The following is a 5,120-nucleotide window of genomic DNA, read 5'->3' as shown; positions in this document are numbered from 1 at the left end:
GGGCTTGCTCGCGAATGCGGTGGATCAGTCAATGAATCTGTCGACTGACACACCGCCTTCGCGAGCAAGCCCGCTCCCACATTTTTTAGTCGGTGGTGATGCGGGAGTGTTTACGCGTGTCCTTCATGGTCACGTACACCATCAACGACACCGCGATACACGCCGTCACGTACCAGTAGTAACCGGTTTCCATACCGATGCTCTTGAACCACAGCGCGATATATTCAGCGGTGCCGCCGAAGATCGACACGGTCAGGGCATACGGCAGGCCCACGCCCAGCGCACGGATTTCGGTCGGGAACAGCTCGGCCTTCACCACGGCGTTGATCGAGGTGTAGCCGCTGACGATGATCAGCGCTGCCATGATCAGGAAGAACGCGCCCCACCAGCTTTGGATGGTGTGCAGGGTGGTGAGGATCGGCACGGTGAACAGGGTGCCAAGCACGCCGAAGGCGATCAGGATCGGGCGGCGGCCGATTTTATCCGACAGCCCGCCGATGATCGGTTGCAGGCACATGAACAGAAACAGCGTCGCCGCCGAGATGGTGGTGGAGTCGGAGATGCTCATGCCGACGGTGTTCACCAGGTATTTCTGCATGTAGGTGGTGTAGGTGTAGAACGCCAGGGTGCCGCCCATGGTCAGGCCGACCACGGTCAGCAGTTCCTTGGGGTGGCGCATCAAGGTGCGCATTGCGCTTTCCTTGGCTTTTTCTTTCTTGGTGAACGACTCGGTTTCTTCCATGCCACGACGCAGGTACAGCGCGACCACTGCACACAGCGCGCCGATGGCGAACGGGATGCGCCAGCCCCAGGCGTACAACTGCTCGGTGGTGAGTACCTGTTGCAGCACAATCAGCACCGCCAGCGCGATGAGCTGGCCCGAGATCAGGGTCACGTACTGGAAGCTGGAGTAGAAACCGCGACGTTCCTTGGTGGCCATTTCACTGAGGTAAGTGGCAGAGGTGCCGTATTCGCCGCCGACCGACAGGCCCTGCAGCAGGCGGGCAAACACCAGCAGGATCGGCGCACCGATACCAATGACCTCATAGCCTGGGCTCAGGGCAATCAGCAGCGAGCCGAAGCACATCAGGTACACCGAGGCCATCAAGGCTTTTTTACGCCCGACTTTGTCGGCGTACAGGCCCATCAGCCAGCCACCGATCGGGCGCATCAGGAAGCCCACGGCGAAGATAGCGGCAGTGTTGAGCAGTTGGGCAGTGGTGTCGCCTTTGGGGAAGAAGGCTTTGGCAAAATACAGCGAGAAGGCGGCGTAGACGTACCAGTCGTACCATTCGACCATGTTGCCGACTGATCCGCTGAAAATCGACTTGATGCGGCTGGAGGTGGTGCGCTCCTGCGCTTTTGCGGCCGTCGATCCCAGAGGCACGGTGTTGGAGTTATCCATTGAAGGATCCTTCATCTAGTTGTTTTTATGGAGCGGCGCGTGCGCAGCCTGTTCGGGCTATAGCAGGAGCTGTGCCAGGTAGAGGAAGGCCCGGAATAGAAGGGTTGTGGGATTTTTTTGAGCGGAAAGTCGCTGATGGTTTTGGGGTGATGAGCGGAAATCCGCTTATGGCTAATGGCCTCTTCGCGAGCAAGCCCGCTCCCACAGGTTGAAATGCATTTCAAATGTGGGAGCGGGCTTGCTCGCGAAGACGTCCTTACAATCGATACAGAAGCGGGATCAGAGAAACATCTCCCTCACCAACCCATGCCGCTGCATCTTCTCATTGAAGGTACGGCGCGGCAGTTGCAACTCGGCCAGCACCGCCTTGATATCGCCCTTGTGACGCGTCAACGCGGCCTTCAGGCAGTGTGCCTCGAACGCCTCCTGCTGCGCTGCCAACGACTGCCCGGCTTCGATCCCTTGCGGTTCTGGCTCGTCCAGCCCCAGCACCTGGCGCTCGGCGACGTTGGCCAGTTCGCGCACATTGCCCGGCCAGTCATGGCTGAGCAGGCGCCCCAGCTGTGGCCCACTCAAGGGCTCGACCTGGCGGCCCAGACGCTCGGCGGCGCTTTGCGCAAAATGCTCGTACAACAGCGGAATATCTTCGCGACGTTCACGCAAGGGCGGCAGGCGCAGTTGGGCGACGTTGAGCCGATAGGCCAAGTCTTCGCGAAATCGCCCGGCACGGGCTTCTTCCAGCAGGTCGGGCTTGGTGGCGGCGATGATGCGCAGGTCCACATGGATACTCTGGTTAGAGCCCAGCCGCTCCAGCTTCTGCTCTTGCAACACACGCAGCAATTTCACCTGTTGGGCCAGGGGCATGCTTTCTATTTCATCCAGAAACAAGCTGCCGCCGTGGGCATATTCCAGCTTGCCGATACGTTTGCCCTGGGCGCCGGTGAAGGCGCCGCTTTCATGCCCGAACAGCTCGGCTTCGAACAACTGCTCGGGGATCGCCGCGCAATTGAGGGCCACGAAGGGCTTCTTGGCGCGTGGGCCGAAGTCATGCAGGCAGCGGGCGACCAGCTCCTTACCGCTGCCGGTCTCGCCACGAATCAGCACATTGACCGGTAAACTCGCCAGGTCCAGCACTTGGCGGCGCAAACTTTGCAGGCCCTTGGACACGCCCAGCAGGCTGGACTCCAACTGCGCGCGATGATCGGCTTGTTGATGCAGGCGGCGGTTTTCCAGGATCAGGCCGCGCTTGTCCAGCGCCCGGCGCAGGCTGTTGAGCAAGGCGTCGGGGCTGAAGGGTTTTTCCAGGAAGTCGTAGGCCCCGTCGCGCATGGCTTCGACGGCCATCGGCACGTCGCCATGACCGGTGAGCAAAATCACCGGCAAATCGGCATCGCGGCGCTGCACCTCGGCCAACAACTCAAGACCGCTGAGCCCCGGCATGCGCACGTCACTCAGAATCACCCCGGCAAAGTCCTTGGGCAGTTGCGCCAGGCACTCTTCGGCGCGGCTGAACAACTGCACGTCAAACCCCGACAGGCTCAGCCATTGCTCGACGGCCGTGCGAATACTCGCTTCGTCATCGACCACAATCACCGCGTTCAACATAGGTCTGGCGTCTCCAGGACGATAGGCAGGGTCAAGGTGAAGATTGCGCCATCGCCACGGTTAGCGGCACTCAGGCGGCCGCCCAGTTCATGCACGATAGCGTAGGACACCGCCAGCCCCAAGCCGAGCCCGTCGCCCACCGGCTTGGTGGTGAAAAATGGGTCGAACACACTGCCCAAGTGTTCTTCGGCAATCCCGCCGCCGCTGTCGCAGACGCTCAACTGCCACAGCTGCTGATCGGCGTGCAGGCGGATTTCCAGGCGCTTGCGCGGTTTGTCGGCCATGGCGTCCAGAGCGTTGCGCAACAGGTTGATCAGCACCTGTTCGAGGCGGATCGCGTCGCCACGTACCCAGGCCGGGCGGGTGAGGTCCAGCACCACACCGATGGCTTCGTCACGCAGGCGTGCGTCGAGCAGGTGCAAGGATTGATCGACCACCGTCGCCAGGTCCAGCTTTTCGCGCAGGCCACTGGGGCTCTTGCGCGCGAATGTCTTGAGGTGGCCGGTGAGCGCGGCCATGCGCGTGAGCATGTCATCCAATGGCGTGAGAGCCTTGTAGGCATCGTCCACGCGACCATGGTCGAGCAACAGCCGCAGCGTCGCCAGTTGCATGCGCTGGGCGGTCAGTGGTTGGTTGATTTCATGGGCGAGGGCGGCCGACATCTGCCCCAGTGCTGCCAGCTTGGCCGACTGCACCAGGCCATCCTGGGCGGTGCGCAACGCCTGGGTGCGTTCTTCGACCAATTGCTCCAGTTCTTCACGGCTGCGCTGGCGCAAGCGGGCCAGGCGCCAGCGCTGGCTGAGGAACAGCACCAGAAACACCAGTGCCAGCCAAGAACCCGCAGCGGCAAGGCCCGCGTTACGTTGGTCTTCAAAGGCAAACTGGGGTTTGCGCAACAGGTGCAGCGTCCAGCCTTCGCGCTTGAGCGGCAGCGACTCCCAGATGTAATTGGCGTTGCCGTCGGGGCCGTTGACGCGGATCAAGTGGCTGTTTTCGTCAAAGCGTTGCAGGGGCTGGGTGTCCAGTGGCTGCAGTTGCTTCTTGTCGTATTGGCGGGTGGCCTTGAGTTCAGCCAGGTCATTTTCAGACAACGGCCGCAGGTTGCGATAACGCCAGCCCGGCTGGTTGGCGATAAACACGATGCCCCGTGCATCGCTGACCAACAGCAGGTCATTGCCCTGGGCCCATTCGCGTTCCAGCTCGGGGAACTCGAGCTTGACCACCATGGCGCCGAGGAATTGCTCGTGCTCATCCACGACCGCACTGGAAAGAAAGTAGCCCGGAATGCCCGTGGTCACCCCCACCGCATAAAAGCGCCCGGTGCCCTGGCTCAGGGTCTGGCTGAAATACGGCCTGAACGCGTAATTGTGGCCGACATAACTGCTGGGCAGGTTCCAGTTGCTGGCGGCCACGGCCAGGCCGGTGCGGTCCATCAGTTCCAGCGTCGAAGACTGCGCGGCGCCGTTGATACGCTCCAGCTTGCGGTTGAGCCGGTCTTGCGTGGCGGCGTCCAGCGGGCCCTTCAAGGCGCTGATCATTTCCGAGTCCAGCGCCAGCACGGCAGGCAGGGCACGGTAGCGTTCGATCAGGGTGTGCAGCGAGTTGGCGTACAGCGCGAGCTGCTGATTGGCACGGGCGGCGTCGTCCACCAGGGCCTGGCGTTCGGCATGGCGCGTGGCCAAGGCGGCGGCCAGCACCGCACCGGCGATGATCAACAGGGAGTAGAAGGTCAGGCGCAGGGGGCGAGGGATCACGATCATACGATGATGAACAGGCACGGTAAGGGGCGAGCACCATAGCATGGGCGGCACATATCTTGTGGCCAAGGAGCTTGTGTGGGAGCTGGCAAGCCTGCGATGACGGCCTGCCAGCCGACGGCTATCTACCTGACACCCCGCGATCCAACTGTGGGAGCTGGCTTGCCTGCGAAGACGGCCTGCCAGCCGACGACTATCTACCTGACACCCCCACGATCCAACTGTGGGAGCTGGCTTGCCTGCGATGACGGTCTGCCAGCCGACGACTATCTACCTGACACCCCACGATCAAACTGTGGGAGCGGGCTTGCCCGCGAAGGCGGCCCGGCAGTCAACACAGCTGGACCGGGTAC

At 62.0% G+C, this 5,120-nt stretch carries 3 protein-coding genes; all 3 read right to left on the bottom strand.

The genetic code is table 11. The features are described 5' to 3' along the window. Positions 1–85: 85 nt before the first annotated feature. A complete protein-coding gene (locus A7K61_RS30180; RefSeq protein WP_032895468.1) occupies positions 86–1,405 on the bottom strand; it encodes an MFS transporter in 1,320 nt (439 codons plus the stop codon). Positions 1,406–1,684: 279 nt separating this feature from the next. Then, positions 1,685–3,010, bottom strand: coding sequence for a sigma-54 dependent transcriptional regulator (locus A7K61_RS30175; protein WP_069558990.1), 1,326 nt, complete (start codon positions 3,008–3,010; stop codon positions 1,685–1,687). Beyond that, positions 3,004–4,770 (bottom strand): ATP-binding protein, encoded by a 1,767-nt coding sequence (locus A7K61_RS30170; RefSeq protein WP_047711683.1) that lies wholly within the window; start codon positions 4,768–4,770, stop codon positions 3,004–3,006. The genes A7K61_RS30175 and A7K61_RS30170 overlap by 7 nt, the downstream gene beginning before the upstream one ends. Positions 4,771–5,120: the final 350 nt, after the last annotated feature.

Origin of the sequence: Pseudomonas sp. AP42 (assembly GCF_001728935.1) — a bacterium.
GTDB classification, from domain to species: Bacteria; Pseudomonadota; Gammaproteobacteria; order Pseudomonadales; family Pseudomonadaceae; genus Aquipseudomonas; species Aquipseudomonas lactis.
This window is presented reverse-complemented; position numbering and strand designations above follow the sequence as displayed.

Coding starts and splice junctions, on each gene's coding strand:
- A7K61_RS30180 (WP_032895468.1), bottom strand. CDS start 1,405: ATGGATAACTCCAACACCGTGCCTCTGGGATCGACGGCCGCAAAAGCG.
- A7K61_RS30175 (WP_069558990.1), bottom strand. CDS start 3,010: ATGTTGAACGCGGTGATTGTGGTCGATGACGAAGCGAGTATTCGCACG.
- A7K61_RS30170 (WP_047711683.1), bottom strand. CDS start 4,770: ATGATCGTGATCCCTCGCCCCCTGCGCCTGACCTTCTACTCCCTGTTG.